This is a genomic window from Streptomyces sp. NPDC101194, from assembly GCF_044767885.1.
In the GTDB taxonomy this organism is placed as follows: Bacteria; Actinomycetota; Actinomycetes; order Streptomycetales; family Streptomycetaceae; genus Streptomyces.
The window spans coordinates 89,307-102,964 of record NZ_JBIWOS010000009.1; the positions used below are offsets into that span (position 1 = coordinate 89,307).

The window sequence follows — 13,658 nt, forward strand, 5'->3', positions numbered from 1 at the left end:
TGTCATCTGTCAGAGCCAGGCGCCGAGTTCCTCGTGCCGCGGTGCGCGGACCGGGCCGGCGCCGGGGTGGTCGAAGACCATGACGGGCCGGTCCGCGTTCCAGCCGGACCAGCCCGGCTGTCCGGTGGTGGCGAAGGCGCACCAGGCCCGGTGCATGGCGTCGGCCAGTGGCTGGGGCGCGCCGGGCCCGGTCAGGTCCTCGGCGGCGCGCAGGTTGTCGAAGACGAAGCCGAGTTCCAGCGCATGGCACGCGCCGAGTCCCATCACGGGCGAGCGCCAGCAGAATTCGTAGACGAAGGTGCGGGCGGGCCGGGAGTCGGCGAGGCGGTTCAGCGGCCCCCGCAGCAGCAGGTCGGTGGCCATCTCTCCCAGGATCTCACCGGGTTTGGCGTGCGGCCGGGTGGCTCGGTACAGGCGTGCCACGCGTTGCGGGACACGGATCTTCAGCAGTGCCAGCCGCAGGGTGAGCCAGCTGATCCGGTTCACGGTTCCGCCGGGTACGAGCCACAGCCGGTACTCCTCCCGGTTGCAGCCCAGCAGCAGGTCGGCCTCGGGAAGGGGCGGGGCCGCGGGCACCACGTCGCCGTCGACCACGATGTGGAAGCCGGGACCGCCGCCGATGGGGTCGGACCGGTCGACGACGGCGGCCTGCGCGTCCAGCAGCAGGTCTCGGTCCACCGCCGCGAACGCCTCGGCGGTGGCCGGGATCCGCAGTCTCTTCGCCATCGCCCGTACGGTCTTCGCGCCCTCGCGACGCGAGATCGTGTGCGGCGGGCCGCTCTGCAGGATCGCCCGGTGGAACAGCCCGGCCGCGCCGGGGCTGGTCATGAGGGCCGCGACGCTGATCGCGCCGGCGGACTCCCCGCACACGGTGACGTTCGCCGGATCTCCACCGAAGGCGGAGATGTTGTCGCGGACCCAGATCAGGGCTGCGATCTGGTCGAGGAGGCCCCGGTTGACGGGGGCGTCGGGGAAGACCCCGAACCCCTCCACGCCGAGCCGGTAGTTGACGGAGACAAAAACCACCCCGTCGCGCGCGAAGGCGCCCCCGTCGTAGAGCGGCAGGTTCGCCGAGCCGTTGCGCAGGGAACCCCCGTGGATCCAGACCATGACGGGCAGCCGGCCCTCGCTGACGGATGGGGTCCAGACGTTGAGGTTGAGACAGTCGTCCCCGGCGATGCTCGGATCGGGTATCAGCCGGTCGAGGGGCGGGCGGTAGGGGCGTTTGGGGGCGGTCGGCCCGTACTCCAGAGCGTCTCGTACCCCTTCCCAGGACTCGACCGGGGCGGGAGCGCGGAAGCGGTGGGCGCCGAAGGGCGGGGCGGCGTAGGGGATGCCGAGGAAGGTGGCGATCCCGTTGTGGAGACGGCCTCGGACCTTGCCCTGCCCGGTGGTCGCGATGAGCTTCATGGCGGTCCTTCCATGTGCGAACGGGGGCCGGCCGCCCCTGGTCGAGGGAGCGTCAGGGGCGGGCGGCGTGGATCGGGACGGCCGCCGGTCACAGCGGAAGGGATCTCCGGGAGCGGGTCACTGGCTTGCGAGGGCGTTGCGGCGGACGTCGGACCAGGTGCCGCTGTCGGTGCAGATCCCGCAACCGGCCCCGAAGAACTGTGCCCTCGCCGTCTGGTCCCCCATCAGGTGTGCCTTGAACCAGGCGGTGGTGGGCGCGGCGAACGGGCCGGGGTCGCCCACGACCGTGAGGTGATCGGCGCCGCGCAGTTCCCCGTAGATGGCCGGTATGTGGTCGGCGTCGTTGTAGAAGGCCTTGACCAGGAAGGGGAAGACGATGCTGTCCTTCTGCCCGGCCAGGAGGAGCGCGGGTACGTGTACGTCGTCGATGTCGGCGAGCGGCCCGGGCTGGATGGGCAGGATGGTGTCGATGCGCGGGTCCGAGCCGACGACGATGGCGGCGGCACCGCCCTGCGAGTGACCGGACGCGCCGATGTGCTCCAGGTCGACACGGTCGTAGAAGGGGCTTCCCTGGTCGGCGTTGCGACGGGTGAGCAGGTCGATCCCGGCGCGCATGGAGATGCCGAGGTTGGACTGCGGGGTGTTGGCGGCGGCGACGATGAAGCCCTGACTGGCCCAGTGGAGCAACAGGTCGCGGTAGACGACCGGGAAGGCGAAGGTGCCGTTTCCCCACACGATCACGGGGTGGCGGCGGTTGCTGGTCGCGATGTCACGCGGGTAGTACAGGGTGGTCACCGCCCCGACCTCCACCGCGGTCGCGTAGGGGCCGGGAGCGCCGTAGTCGGCCGCGGCCGCCTCGGCACTGGCACCGGCGGGGGAACCGGTGGACGCCGCTGCCGCTCCCGCGCCGGCAGAAGCCGTCAGCAGGAGCAGGAGCAGGAGCGAGGTCAGGGGGATGAGCAGTTTTCTCCGGAGCACAGCGGACTCCCGATGTCGTCACGGTGAACTGGAAGTTTCATCCGGCTCACGCCTTGTCTGATCGCACATCCTGAAGCACGGTTCGAGACCCGTCTCTGCGCAATCGCGGCAAGCAGCGACGTCGGAGTTTGTGCAACATACCGAGAGGCCTGAGCGCGGTGAGGGTGCCATGCTCGGTTCCGCCGCTACGACCAAGAGCCCGCCGCCCGGTCCCGAGAGGAGAACGCCAGGAACGGAGAAAGCCCCGCACACCGCCCGCCCCGCAAGACCTGCACGGTCAATCAGGTGACGCTCCATCAGAACGAGCGTCACATGAGCGCCACTACACCGATGGGCATCTCGGGCACAGTCGCCGGGGACCTCACGCTGTGCCGGGAGAAGTTCCGGCGGCCTCTGCCGCAGTCGCCGGACGAGTTGCACGGCCCCACTCAGGGGGTCGTGGAGCTGCCGCTGCATATGGCGTGGTCGGGGCTGACCTCGTACGACATGAGCAAGCCTCGCCGGCGCACGGGCCTGTACCGCACCGTCCTGCACGAGGGCCTGCACGATGATCTGCCCCACCACCTCAACCGGGATCTGCTTCTCTAGATATGGCCGGTGTTGCGCACCCTCGTCGGTCGCACCGTACGCGTCGTGCGGGAAGGCGCCTTCCCCTGAAAAGGACCAGCACCGAGATCGGTGACACGGTGCGGGTGACCTACGAGAAGGAGACCGCGAACCTGCGGATCGTGGGCGCGTCCTTCGACACCTCGGGCAGCGAGCTGCTCAGTAGCCTGCGGACCGGCGGGCAGCAGTGCGCACCACTCAGTCGGCGCGGCCGGACTTCCCCTCTGCGGTCCCACCGGAGCAACGCGCTATCCGAAGAAGCTCAACCGCACCTGACGGTTGTGATTCAAAATGTTGGTATCGACCAGGCACACCGACTGCCACGTCCCCAGCTCCAGCCTGCCCCCGATCACGGGCAGTGTCGCGTGCGGCGGGACGAGGGCGGGAAGTACGTGGTCGCGGCCGTGACCGGGGGAACCGTGACGGTGCTGCCAGCGCTCGTCGGCGGGGAGCAGGGTGTGGAGGGTGGCCAGCAGGTCTTCGTCACTGCCCGATCCGGTTTCGAGGATGGCGATGCCGGCGGTTGCGTGCGGTACGAAGATATTGAGCAGACCGTCCCCGGCCGCGGCTTGGGTGAGGAACTGCTCGCAGTCGTACGTGAGGTCGGTGACGGTCTCCGCCGCTCCGGTGGTGACGTGCAGGACGCTCGTCGTGAAGGCGTGGGGCATGGGTCCATCCTCTCGCCCTTGCGGCGAGATCGCGCGTCCACGTGCCGAGACACCATTGACCGTTTCAGTCATGGATCGCTACGTTCGGCGCCATGTTCCGTTCAGCTCTGCTCACTTCGCGCGGTCACATCGACCTGCTGCGGGTGGCCTCCGCCGCCTGTCGTCGCGGCTGCTGACGTTCCTTCAGCTCTTTCGTCCTGGGTGACCGGCCGCCCGCCCCCTCCGCTGTGCGTGCTCGTTCGCACGAGCCCCGGCACAAACCGCACCATCGACGGCGAACCGTAGCCGCTCGCCGTGCACGCGGCAGTGGTTCACGTGCGCGTGCGGCCGGGTGCGGCTCCCTCGTGCGGGGACTGCTCGATGGGGCCCTCATGACCAGCGGCCGCGCTCTCGTCCCACCGGACATGCCCTCGGACGCCGATGACCAATCTGTTCCGTCCGCTCGCCGGTCGCTCGATCCGGAGCCGGTCGCACCGGCTTCCGCCCGAGGTGTACGCACGCGAGCGGTACCCCGTTGGACACGGCGTGCCGTGGGGCCGCTGTCGCTCCTCGCGCCGTGGCAGGTGCTCAGCGCCCTCCCCGCTCGTACCGAAAGGCCTCGTCATGAATGTTCATCTGCACTGGTTCCTGCCCACCGGCGGTGACGGCCGGACGCTCGTCGACCGGCACGCGTACGCCGACGGCGGGATCAAGCGGAACCGGATCACCCCGGTGAGCGGGGTGCGCGCGCCCGACATCGAGTATCTGACGCAGATCGCCAAGGCCGCCGAACAGCTGGGGTTCGAGGCCGTGCTGACACCCACGGGGACCTGGTGCGAGGACGCCTGGCTGACGACGGTCGCCCTGGCTCAGCACACCGACCGGCTCAAGTTCCTGGTGGCGTTCCGTCCGGGCCTGATCTCGCCGGTGCTCGCCGCGCAGATGGCGGCGACGTATCAGCGGATCACCAGGGGACGGTTGCTGCTCAATGTGGTGACAGGGGGCGACTCGACGGAGCAGCGGCGCTTCGGCGACCGTCTGGACCACGACCGGCGCTATGCGCGGACCGCGGAGTTCCTCTCGGTGGTGCGGGGTGCGTGGAACGGACGGCCTTTTGATTTCGACGGTGAGCACTACCGGGTGGAGGGCGGACTGACCGCGCTGCCGCCGGACCCGCTGCCGGACATCTTCTTCGGTGGGTCGTCGGCGGCTGCCGGGCCGGTGGCCGCCGCTCACGCCGATGTCTATCTGACCTGGGGCGAGCCCCCGGCGGCGGTGAAGGGGAAGATCGACTGGATCCGTGGACTGGCGCAGGAGCAGGGTCGAACGGTCCGTTTCGGCATCCGGCTGCACACCATCTCCCGCGACTCCTCGCGCGAGGCGTGGACGACGGCGGACCGGCTTCTGAACGATCTCGATCCGGAGACGATCGCCGCCGCTCAGCAGGCGTTGGGGCGGAGCGAGTCGGTCGGGCAGCAGCGGATGCTGGCGCTGCACGGTGGCTCACGCGACAAGCTGGAGATCGCGCCGAATCTGTGGGCCGGTGTCGGCCTGGTACGGGGCGGTGCGGGCACCGCGCTGGTCGGAAGTCATGCGGAGGTCGCCGACCGCATCGAGGAGTACCACGCGCTGGGTGTGGAGCACTTCGTACTGTCCGGATACCCGCACCTGGAGGAGGCGTACTGGTTCGGCGAGGGCGTGACACCCGAGCTGGCAGCGCGCGGCCTGCTCTCCACCGTCCCGGCGTCGCCCCTGCTCGGGATCCCCGCCGCGAACGGCCGGCCCGCGTCCGCGCCGGGCGGGGCTCCGCTGTTGGTCGCCGACGGTCGATGAGCCCGGTCACGGGAGTGGGCCCGGTCGGGAAGGTGAGCCGGTCGGGGAGTTCGTCGGAGCGGTGGGCCGGTCAGGGCGGTCGGCGGCGGAGTGGTCGAGGGGGTGAGCCGGACGGCGACGCCCCGGCGTCCCTGTGGGCGGGCCGGGCCGTCGAGGGGCCGGTGAGCGAGAATCGTGGCCGCTCCCGGGAAGATCCGCGCCCCCGGACAAGTTGGTAGAAGCGTGAACAACTTCGGGGTGGCCTCAGCGCGGACGGTCGATGTCGTCGTGGTGGGCGCCGGGCAGGCAGGACTGTCCGGCGCCTACCACCTGCGACGTGTCGGCCTGGAACCGGACCGTGACTTCGTCGTGCTCGATCACGCTCCGCGCCCCGGCGGGGCCTGGCAGTTCCGCTGGCCCTCGCTCACATACGGCAAGGTCCACGGCATGCACGCCCTGCCCGGAATGGAGCTCACCGGAGCCGATGACAGCCGGCCCTCGTCCGAGGTGATCGGCGAGTACTTCGACACCTATGAGCACACCTTCGACCTGCGGGTTCACCGACCGGTCGAGGTGAGCGCGGTGCGTGAGGGCGAGGACGGGCGGCTGCTCGTCGAGACGTCCGAGGGCACGTATGCCACCCGCGCCCTCATCAACGCCACCGGCACCTGGGACCGGCCGTTCTGGCCGCGCTACCCGGGCCAGGAGACCTTCCGGGGGCGGCAGCTGCACACCGCGAACTACCCGGGGCCCGACGAGTTCGCGGGGCAGCGCGTGGTGGTGGTCGGTGGCGGAGCCTCCGGTACGCAGCACCTGATGGAGATCGCCGAGGTGGCGGCGGAGACGTACTGGGTGACCCGTCGGCCGCCCGTCTTCCGGGACGGGCCGTTCGACGCGGACCGGGGGCGGGCCGCCGTGGCGCTGGTGGAGGAGAGGGTACGGCGCGGGCTGCCGCCGCAGAGTGTGGTGAGCGTGACCGGGCTGCCGCTCACCGACGCGATCCGACACGCCCGCGAGAAGGGTGTCCTCGACCGGTTGCCGATGTTCGACCGGATCACGCCGACCGGGGTCGCCTGGGACGACGGCCGCACGGTCGAGGCCGACGTCATCCTCTGGGCGACCGGATTCCGGGCGGCCATCGATCATCTCGCACCGTTGAAGCTGCGTGAGCCGGGCGGCGGCATCCGGGTCGAGGGCACGCGGGCGGTGCGGGACGAACGGATCCACCTCGTCGGGTACGGGCCGTCCGCCAGCACGATCGGCGCCAACCGGGCAGGGCGGGCAGCGGTGCGTGCGATCACACGGCTGCTGGACGAGCCGGACGTGGAGAGGGGATCGGGGAGAGGGACGGACGGAGAGTTCGCCCCCGCCGTGGTGTGACGGCACGGCTGCCGTCACAGCCGACATGACAACGCGGATGCCGACCGGAGGGGGCGACAGCGGCGGGTGCCGACGGCCCGGGTGCTCTGGTACCGAGTTGCCCGGCACTCAGGCGCTCAGCCGCCGGACGCGCTGCGGCGGTTGCGGTTGAACTCCTCCACGTTCTTCCGCTGCTCCGCGTAGCTGTCGGTGAAGCGCGTGTCCCCCGGCGCGACCGTGACGAAGTACAGCCATGGTCCAGGTGTGGGGGTGATCGCGGCCGCCGTCGCCTGCTCCCCCGGATTCCCGATAGGCGTGGGCGGCAGTCCCCTGCGCTCATAGCTGTTGTACGGGCTGTCGATCTTCGTGTCGCCCGTGGTGGTGTCCAGGGAGCTGCGGTTCAGGGCGTAGTTGAGCGTGGAGTCCATCTGGAGCGGCATGCCCCGGCCGAGCCGGTTGTAGATGACTCTGGCGACCTTGCCCATGTCGTGCTCGGTGTCCGCTTCGGCCTGCACGATGCTGGCGATCGTCACCGTCCGATAGACGGAGAACCCATTGCGTCGCGCACCCGTGGTGATGTGGTCGGCGCCGAATCGCTGGACCGCCGTGTCGACCATGTACCTGAGCAGGCCCTGCGGGGTGGTGCGGGAGGTGACGGGGTAGGTCGCCGGGAAGAGGTAGCCCTCGGGATTGCCGTTCGCCTCGGCCGGCAGCGGCAGATCCGCCCCTGCGACGGCCTTCTCCGTGGTGCCGGACTCGACGGACAGGGCCCGGTCGACCGCGGCGTACACCTGGGACGCCCGCCGGCCTTCGGGGATCACGAGTGGGCGGGCGTGCTCGACCTTCGGCCCCCGTGTCAGCAACGGTACGAGGATCGCTGCCGCCACGGCGAGAACGAGGACGACACCGATGAGCAGCGCCAGGCGCCCGCGGCGCGGTGCGCGGTGGGTGTGATGTGGCGGGACGTCCGGGGACTCGTTCACCATGCGGGCACGCTATCCCGCCGACCGGAATCCGGAACCGGTAGACACGGGCCCTGCCATCCGCGACGGAACACACGAACAGGGGATCGGATGTTCGCTGGAACGCGTGATCGCTTCGCTATTCGTTGCTCAACTCCCCCGCGAAAGATGATGATTACAGGGCGCAACCGACGGGCTGCAGACCGCGACTGCGCTGTCCCACAGATGCACCACGTATCAAGGAGAAACACCGGATGAACCTCATCACCAACCTGCTCGCCGGCATCGTCCACTTCGTGGGTTGGCTCGTCTGACCATTGCTCCGCACGACGCCGTCGCTCCCCGTCCCACGGGAGCGGCGGCGTCGCCGCGTGTTCGGACCTCGGCCGGGGTGTGTCCGGGCACGCCGATCAGTTTGCCGCGGGAGCCAGTCGGGTGTCCCGCCGCACCAGGGCGGCGTAGCGGCCGTCCTGCTGAAGGAGTTCGTCGTGACTGCCCCGCTCCACCGTGAGGCCGCCGTCCAGCACGATGATCTGTTCGGCGTCGCGGACGGTGGAGAGCCTGTGCGCGATGGTGATGGTGGTGCGCCCCGCGGAGAGGGCGTCGATCGCTTCCTGCACGGCGAACTCCGTCCGGGTGTCGAGGGCGCTCGTCGCCTCGTCGAGCACCAGGACGGGAGGGTCGCGCAGAATCGTACGGGCGATGGCGAGACGCTGCTTCTCGCCGCCGGAGAAGCGGTAGCCGCGTTCACCGACCAGGGTGTCGTAGCCGTCGGGCAGTGAGGCGATGTGGTCGTGGATCTGCGCCGCGCGGGCGGCCGCCTCGATCTCGGCGTCCGTCGCATCGGGTTTGGCGAAGCGCAGGTTGTCGGCGACCGAGGCGTGGAAGAGGTAGGTCTCCTGGGAGACCACGCCCACGGCTCGTGCCAGGGTGTCGAAGTCCAGATCGCGCACGTCGACCCCGTCGAGCGTGACCCGGCCGCCGGTGACGTCGTAGAGCCTGGGAACCAGGTAGCTGAGCGTGGACTTCCCGGAACCGGTGGGCCCGACGACCGCCAGGCTGCCGCCTGCCGGCACGGTCACATCGATGCCGCTGAGCGTCGGGCCGCTCTTCTCGTCGTAGCTGAAGTCGACGCCCTCGAAGCGGATCTCACCGCGGACCCTTTCCAGCCGGACGGGGTTCTCCGGCTCGGTGATGTCCACATCGAGGTCGAGGTACTCGAAGATCCGCTGGAAGAGCGCGAGGGACGTCTGCATCTGCACGCCGGTCGAGAGCAGGCTCACAGCGGGGCGGAAGAGACCCTGCTGGAGCGAGACGAAGGCGACGAGCGTGCCGATGGAGACGGCGGGACCACCGGACTGCAGGGCGAGCCCGGCCGCCCAGTAGATGACGGCGGGCATGGCGGCCATGACGATGCCGATCGTCGACATCCGCCACCGCCCGGCCATGCTGGAGCGCACTTCGAGGTCGACCAGCTTCTCGGACTCCTCGGCGAAGCCCTTGGTGAGGGAATCCGCCCGACCCATCGTCCGGCCGAGCAGGATGCCGCTGACGGAGAGCGACTCGGTGACCGTGGCCGCCATGGCGGCCATCTGCTTCTGGCGGCGGGAGGTGATCTTCTTGCGTTCACGGCCGACCCGGCGGCTGATCCAGACGAAGACCGGCAGCAGGAGCAACGAGACCAGGGTGAGCCGCCAGTCGAGCGCCAGCATGGCGACGACCGTGGCGACGACCGCGGTGAGGTTGGAGACCAGCGACGTCGCCGTCGACGTGACGGTCGCCTGCATGCCGCCGATGTCATTGGCGATGCGGGACTGCACCTCACCGGTGCGGGTCCGGGTGAAGAAGGCCAGCGGCATCCGCTGCAGTTGGGCGTAGACCGCGGTGCGCAGGTCGTGCATGACGCGCTGACCGACCGTGGTGGAGATCAGGGTCTGCAGGACACCGAAGACGCTGTTCATCACGGCGGTGAGGATCATGCCGAGGGCGAGCAGCGACAGCAGTCCCGTACGCCCCTGCGGGATGGCGGTGTCCAGGATCTCGCGCAGCAGGAACGGCGAGGCGACCGACACCAGCGACGAGGCGCCGACGAGCAGCCCCACCAGGGCCAACCGCCCCCGGTAGGGACGGAAGAGACGCAGGATGCGGCGCAGCTCGGCGGGCGGGCGGCTCTCGTCCCGGGGCGGCGGTGTCCAGGTGATTTCGTCGGGTTTCATGGGCTCCTTCGTCGGGTTCGACAGTGCGGCCTCAAGGCCGGGTGACCGGATCCCGCGACACGGATCCGGCGACTCGGCTTTTGAGAGCATAGCTCATTGTTACCTATGCTCACAATTCACAAGATCCTGATATTGTTCCTCCATGGAATCCTCCGACGCCGAGGGCGTGCTCGCCGAGCAGCTGCTGCGGGTGACCCGCAGACTCCAGCGGATTCAGAGCCGCCAGCTGGAGCCGATCGGTATCACTCCCGCGCAGTTCCGGCTGCTGCGCATCGTCGCCCACTGCGACGGTCCGCCCCGGATGGCGGATCTCGCACAGCGCCTGGACGTCGTCCCGCGCGCCGTGACCAGCCTGGTCGACGGTCTGGAGGCGAGCGGACGGGTCCGTCGCGCCCCCGATCCCGACAGCCGCCGGGTGGTCCGGATCGAGATCACCGAGGAGGGCCTCGCCACGCTCCGGTCACTGCGCGACGCGCGCCGGGCCGCCGCAGAGGAGATCCTGACTCCGTTGACCGCCGATCAGCGCGAGGTGCTCGGCGGACTGTTGTCCGCCCTGGTCGACGGGATGCCGCAGCGCCGCTGCTGAACCCGCGCGCCCGCGCACCCGAGGGGTGTCGCGTGTGCCGCTGCTGTGCCGAACCGAACAGAACAGAACCGCCGAGGAGAGCCCGACATGCCACTGCTGGAGCCGAAGCCGGAAGCACTCCGCCCCGGTGCGGTGCGTACTCCGTCCCCGGACCGGGTCCCCGACCGACAGGCTCCGGGTACGCCGGAACCGCTGCGCGGCGAGCTGATCGACCTGCTGGGGCCGGAGAAGGTGCTGTGGAAGGTCTCCGACCTGGTGAAGTACGCCTCCGACGCCAGCCCCTACCGGTTCGTCCCCCAGGTCGTCGTGGTCCCGGAGGACATCGACGACATCTCGGCGATCCTGTCCTACGCGCACGGCAAGGGACGCGAGGTCGTCTTCCGGGCGGCCGGCACCAGTCTGAACGGCCAGGCCCAGGGGGAGGACATCCTCGTCGACGTGCGCCACCACTGGGCAGGCATCGAGGTCCTGAACGGCGGCGCGCAGGCCCGCATCCGGCCGGGGACGACGGTCCTGCGGGCCAATGCCGCCCTCGCCCGGCACGGACGGTTGCTGGGGCCCGACCCGGCCAGCGCCATCGCCTGCACGATCGGTGGAGTCGTCGCCAACAACGCCTCCGGAATGACCGCGGGAACGACCCGCAATTCCTACCGGACCGTCTCGTCCCTCACCTTCGTGCTGCCGAGCGGCACGGTCGTCGACACGGGCGACCCCGCGGCCGACGAGGACCTGGCCCGTGCCGAACCGCGGCTGTGCGAGGAACTGCTGGCGCTGAAGGCGGAGATCGAGGCCGATGCCGGGCTCACCGCCCGGATCCGCGCCAAGTACGAGATCAAGAACACCAACGGCTACCGGCTCGACGCCTTCCTGGACGGCTCGACGCCCGTACAGATCCTGCGCGGGCTGATGGTCGGCTCCGAGGGCACCTTCGGCTTCATCTCCGAGGTCGTGTTCGACACCCTGCCCCTGGACCGCCGTGTCTCCACCGCCCTGCTCTTCTTCCCCTCCCTCACCGCGGCGGCGGCCGCCGTGCCCCGGTTCAACGAGGCGGGGGCGATCGCCGTCGAGCTGATGGACGGCAATACGCTCCGCGCGTCCGTGAGCGTCCAGGGTGTGCCCGCGGACTGGGCCGAGCTGCCCAAGGAGACCACGGCGCTGCTGGTGGAGTTCCGTGCCCCCGACGAGGCGGGACAGGAGGCGTACGAGCGGGCGGCGGCAACCGTGGTCGAAGGGCTCGACCTGGTCGCCCCCGTGGCCTCGGTGACCAATGGGTTCACCCGCGACGCCAAGGTCATCTCGGGCTACTGGAAGGCCCGCAAGGCGTTCGTCACCGCGGTCGGCGGCTCCCGTCCCTCCGGCACGACGCTGATCACGGAGGACTTCGCGGTGCCGCCCTCCCGGCTGGCCGACGCCTGCGAGGCCCTGCTCGCGCTCCAGGCGGAGCACGGCTTCGACGCCGCCGTGGCCGGTCACGCGGCGCACGGCAATCTCCACTTCCTGCTCGCCTTCGACGCGGCGAAGCCGTCCGACGTCGACCGGTACGCCGCGTTCATGGACGACTTCTGCCGGCTGACGGTGGAACGCTTCGACGGCTCCTTGAAGGCGGAGCACGCCACCGGCCGCAATATCGCCCCCTTCCTGGAGCTGGAATGGGGCCCGAAGGCCACCGAGCTGATGTGGCGCACGAAGCAGGTCATCGACCCCGACGGGGTGCTGGCTCCCCGGATCGTCCTGGACCGTGACCCGAAGGCCCACCTGCGGGGGCTGAAGACCATCCCCGAGGTCGAGCTGATCGCCGACCCCTGCATCGAGTGCGGCTTCTGCGAGCCCACCTGCCCCAGCCATGACCTGACCACCTCACCGCGCCAGCGGATCGTGCTGCGCCGGGAGATGATGCGACAGCCCGGCGGTTCACCGGTGGAGGAGCGGCTGCTGGACGCCTACGGCTACGACGCCGTCGACACCTGTGCGGGCGACTCGACGTGCAAGCTCGCCTGTCCGGTCGGCATCGACACCGGCGCCATGATGAAGGACTTCCGGCACCAGCGGCACTCCCCCCGCGAGGAGCGGATCGCGGCACTCACCGCGAAGAACTTCAAGGCGGTCGAGGCGGCGGCACGGCTCGCCGTCGCCGCCGCCGGCCGGATCGGCGACCGGATCGGCGACGGTCCGCTGGAGACCATCACCGGGCTGGCCCGCAAGGCCGTACGCCCGGACCTCGTGCCCGAGTGGCTGCCCGAGATCCCCGGTGCCGCCGCGCGGAAGCTGCCCCGCACCTCCCGTGTCGGGGCGAGCGCCGTCTACTACCCGGCGTGTGTCAACCGCATCTTCGGCGGCCCCGAGGGCCATCATGGCCCGTCCCTGCCGCAGGCCGTCGTCGCCGTCTCCGCCCGTGCCGGAAAGCCGGTATGGATCCCGGACGACGTCGCGGGGACCTGTTGCGCGACGATCTGGCACTCCAAGGGCTACGACGAGGGCAACACCGTGATGGCCAACCGCATCGTGGAGGCGGCATGGGGATGGACGGCGGGTGGAAGGCTGCCGCTGGTCGTCGACGCCTCCTCGTGCACACTCGGCATCGCCCATGAGGTGGTGCCCTATCTCACCGACGACAACCGTGAGTTGCACCGGGAGCTGACCATCGTCGACTCCCTCGTCTGGGCGGCCGACGAGCTGCTTCCGAAGCTGACAGTTCTCCGAAAAATCGATTCGGCAGTCCTGCACCCGACGTGTTCCATGCAGCATCTGGACGACGTGGAGCAGCTGCGCAAGGTCGCGGAGGCCTGTGCCGAGGAGGTCGTGATCCCTGACGACGCCGGGTGCTGCGCCTTCGCGGGTGACCGGGGCATGCTGCACAAGGAACTGACGGCCTCCGCGACGGCGAAGGAGGCGGCCGAGGTCGGCACCCGGAAGTACGACGCGTATCTCTCGGCCAACCGCATGTGCGAGATCGGGATGGACCGGGCCACCGGGCACTCGTACTACTCGGTGCTGATGGAGTTGGAGCGGGCCACGCGGCCGGGGGCCGTCGTGAGGTGATCACCGGGGGTCGACCCGGCCCGTCCACGGTCGGCCGCCGGTC

At 70.1% G+C, this 13,658-nt stretch carries 10 protein-coding genes and 1 pseudogene; 6 read left to right on the forward strand and 5 right to left on the reverse strand.

Annotation, left to right across the window (positions count from 1 at the left end):
* Positions 1–9: 9 nt before the first annotated feature.
* Positions 10–1,410 (reverse strand): carboxylesterase/lipase family protein, encoded by a 1,401-nt coding sequence (locus ACIRP2_RS28895; RefSeq protein ID WP_404255275.1) that lies wholly within the window; start codon positions 1,408–1,410, stop codon positions 10–12.
* A 117-nt stretch (positions 1,411–1,527) separates the two neighbouring features.
* Positions 1,528–2,388, reverse strand: a complete 861-nt coding sequence (locus ACIRP2_RS28900) for an alpha/beta hydrolase family protein (protein ID WP_404255277.1) — start codon at positions 2,386–2,388, stop codon at positions 1,528–1,530.
* Between the two features lie 312 nt (positions 2,389–2,700).
* On the opposite strand from ACIRP2_RS28900, the pseudogene ACIRP2_RS28905 reads away from it, so the two are divergent.
* A pseudogene (locus ACIRP2_RS28905) lies at positions 2,701–3,045 on the forward strand (hypothetical protein).
* A 197-nt stretch (positions 3,046–3,242) separates the two neighbouring features.
* On the opposite strand, the gene ACIRP2_RS28910 reads toward ACIRP2_RS28905, so the two are convergent.
* Positions 3,243–3,662 carry a secondary thiamine-phosphate synthase enzyme YjbQ gene (locus ACIRP2_RS28910; RefSeq protein ID WP_404255279.1) on the reverse strand — a complete coding sequence of 140 codons (420 nt, stop codon included), beginning with the start codon at positions 3,660–3,662 and terminating at the stop codon, positions 3,243–3,245.
* Positions 3,663–3,754: 92 nt separating this feature from the next.
* Here ACIRP2_RS28910 and ACIRP2_RS28915 point away from each other — a divergent pair, with 92 nt between their 5' ends.
* From ACIRP2_RS28915 to ACIRP2_RS28925, 3 genes are all read left to right on the forward strand, one after another.
* Complete coding sequence (locus ACIRP2_RS28915; RefSeq protein WP_350692898.1) at positions 3,755–3,838, forward strand: putative leader peptide; 84 nt, start codon at positions 3,755–3,757, stop codon at positions 3,836–3,838.
* A 427-nt stretch (positions 3,839–4,265) separates the two neighbouring features.
* Positions 4,266–5,474 (forward strand): LLM class flavin-dependent oxidoreductase, encoded by a 1,209-nt coding sequence (locus ACIRP2_RS28920; RefSeq protein WP_404255281.1) that lies wholly within the window; start codon positions 4,266–4,268, stop codon positions 5,472–5,474.
* A 222-nt stretch (positions 5,475–5,696) separates the two neighbouring features.
* Positions 5,697–6,833 carry an NAD(P)-binding domain-containing protein gene (locus ACIRP2_RS28925; protein WP_404255283.1) on the forward strand — a complete coding sequence of 379 codons (1,137 nt, stop codon included), beginning with the start codon at positions 5,697–5,699 and terminating at the stop codon, positions 6,831–6,833.
* Between the two features lie 116 nt (positions 6,834–6,949).
* Here ACIRP2_RS28925 and mltG read toward each other — a convergent pair whose 3' ends face one another.
* The gene (gene mltG, locus ACIRP2_RS28930; RefSeq protein WP_404255285.1) at positions 6,950–7,798 is read right to left on the reverse strand and encodes an endolytic transglycosylase MltG; all 849 of its coding nucleotides are present in this window, start codon (positions 7,796–7,798) and stop codon (positions 6,950–6,952) included.
* A gap of 386 nt (positions 7,799–8,184) precedes the next feature.
* Positions 8,185–9,990 carry an ABC transporter ATP-binding protein gene (locus tag ACIRP2_RS28935; protein WP_404255287.1) on the reverse strand — a complete coding sequence of 602 codons (1,806 nt, stop codon included), beginning with the start codon at positions 9,988–9,990 and terminating at the stop codon, positions 8,185–8,187.
* Between the two features lie 142 nt (positions 9,991–10,132).
* On the opposite strand from ACIRP2_RS28935, the gene ACIRP2_RS28940 reads away from it, so the two are divergent.
* Positions 10,133–10,576: a MarR family winged helix-turn-helix transcriptional regulator gene (locus tag ACIRP2_RS28940; protein ID WP_404255289.1), complete on the forward strand. Its 444-nt coding sequence runs from the start codon at positions 10,133–10,135 to the stop codon at positions 10,574–10,576.
* Between the two features lie 87 nt (positions 10,577–10,663).
* Entirely contained in the window at positions 10,664–13,615 is a 2,952-nt protein-coding gene (locus ACIRP2_RS28945; protein WP_404255291.1) for an FAD-binding and (Fe-S)-binding domain-containing protein, read from the forward strand.
* Positions 13,616–13,658: the final 43 nt, after the last annotated feature.